This is a genomic window from Candidatus Poribacteria bacterium (assembly GCA_021295715.1).
Classification (GTDB): domain Bacteria; phylum Poribacteria; class WGA-4E; order WGA-4E; family WGA-3G; genus WGA-3G.
Genome location: JAGWBV010000168.1, coordinates 1 through 2315, shown reverse-complemented (window position 1 = coordinate 2315; position 2315 = coordinate 1). Strand labels below are relative to the sequence as shown.

Below are 2315 nucleotides of genomic sequence, written 5' to 3'. Positions count from 1 at the left end.
TTGAATATAAGGAGGAACTGGCGGATTAACGCGGTTACGCGTTTTTAAATGGACCAGGTATCTTAATGAACAACGAACAAGCAAATACAAATGTGTCCACCGTTGATGTGGAAGAAGAAAAACACTCAGCTGAAGGATCGGCTGACGTGAATCAGGAAGTAGTGGGCGAGACAGAGACGCCAGAAGCTGTGCAAGCAGCTTCAACAACCGATGCAGATGTTGAGGGACAAGAGGAAGTCAAGAGTAGTGAAGAAGCAGCAACTGCTGACGATACTGATCCCAAGCAAGCTGATGAGGCGGACTCCGAAGCAGCAGTAGAAGCAGGCGTTAGCGATGCTGATTCTGAGGAAACGACAACCTCTACTGATGAAACAGGACTTGAAGAGACAGCAGAAGTTTCTGTTACTGAGGTTGATGCTGATTCTGAAGAAGCAACAACGCCTACTGATGAAACAGCCCCGCCTGAGGAAGCAGCGGCTGCAGCGGAAGAGCCGCCGGAGCCGATGAGCCCAGAATCTCTTGAGGAAGCGTATGATAATTCGATAAAGGCGTTTACGGACGGAGAGATTGTTAAAGGTGTTGTCGTAGATGTCAATCGTGATGAAGTCATGATTGATATCGGCTTTAAATCTGAGGGGTATATCCCCGCAGCAGAATTTGAGCCTGGGCAAGACGGGGTGCCGGCTGTCCAGGCTGGCGATGAAATCGATGTCTATATCGTGCGGCGTGAGGACTCCGAAGGGCAAATCGTCCTTTCGAAGAAGATAGCCGACCAAACGCTCATTTGGGACGAAATAGCAACCGCGTATGAGTCCGGGGCACCGGTGCAGGGGCGTGTTACTGAGCGGATTAAGGGCGGATTGCGCGTGAGCGTCGGATCCCTACGTGGCTTTTTACCGGCTTCACAGGTTGAGCTACGTCCTATCCAGAACCTTGAGCAGTATGTCGGCCAGACGCTGGAGATGAAAGTTATTAGCTTGAGCAAGCGGCGGCATAATATCGTTTTATCGCGTCGCGCATGGTTGGAAGCTGAGCTCGTCCAAAAGCGATCAGAAGTTCTCAAAACACTTGAAGTTGGTCAACTGATAACAGGTGTCGTGAAAAATATTACCGCTTTTGGGGCGTTTGTTGACCTCGGCGGCGTTGATGGTTTGCTCCATAAAACAGATATGGCATGGAAACGGATCCATCATCCGTCCGATGTCGTTTCGGTTGGCGAAGAGATTGAAGTCCAAGTTATCGGTATCAGCCAAGAAAACGAGAAAATTTCGTTGGGCTTGAAACAGAAGACTCCTGACCCCTGGGCAAACATTGAGGAAAAGTATCCAGTCGGAGCCTCAGTTCGCGGGGTCGTCGTCAACATTGTGAACTATGGCGCGTTCTTACAACTTGAAGAAGGCGTTGAAGGGCTAATTCATGTCTCTGAGATGGCATGGACACGGCGTAATGTCGCCCCTTCACGCATCGTCAATAAGGGTGACGAGATTGAAGCCATTGTGCTTGAAATCTCACGTGAGGACAAACGCATTTCACTTGGACTCAAGCAGCTGCAACAGAACCCATGGGAACTCTTGGAGCAGAGATCGCCTGTCGGTAGCAAGATCATCGGGCGTATCCGAAACTTGACAAGTTTTGGCGCGTTTGTTGAAATTGAACCCGGAATTGACGGGTTGATCCATACTTCTGACCTCTCGTGGACTAAACGCGGTGCCGCAGCCAATGAGGCACTTAAGGAAGGTAGTGAGATTGAGGTCGTTGTCCTACAGATTGACGCGGCTGAACGCCGAGTCTCATTAGGACTCAAGCAGACACAGCCTGATCCATGGGAAGAAGTACCCGAGAAATATAAGGTCGGTTCTGTGGTCCGAGGTAAGGTTGTTAATCTCACGAGTTTTGGCGCGTTTACCAAGCTCGAAGAAGGCATTGAAGGGCTGATTCACATCTCTGAACTCGCTGATCGGCGCATTGAAAAGCCGGAGGAAATTGTCTCCGTAGGCGATGAGTTAGACTTAAAAGTGATTAACCTATCACCGAAAGATCGGCGCATCGGCTTGAGTTTAAAGGCACTCCTTGCTGAGCAAGAGCGCGCCGCAGCACCTGATGAAGCAGAAAAGCCAGCAAGAACACGTTCCGATCGCCCATCTCGCTCACGGCGAGAACGGGAACCGAGACGCCAATTGCCGGCACGCGAAGAGACTGTCACCACATTGGGTGCTTTGCTTAAGGAGGAAATGGGCAAGTCAAACGCTGAGAATGCTCAGAACGTTGAAAGCCCTGAGAGCGTTGAAGACGTTGCAAGCGTCGAAAACGTTGAG

At 50.4% G+C, this 2315-nt stretch carries 1 protein-coding gene; it reads left to right on the top strand.

Translation table 11 applies throughout. The features are described 5' to 3' along the window. Positions 1-65: 65 nt before the first annotated feature. Positions 66-2315: 30S ribosomal protein S1 (locus J4G07_22495; protein ID MCE2416754.1), on the top strand; the 2250-nt coding region annotated here is incomplete at its 3' end.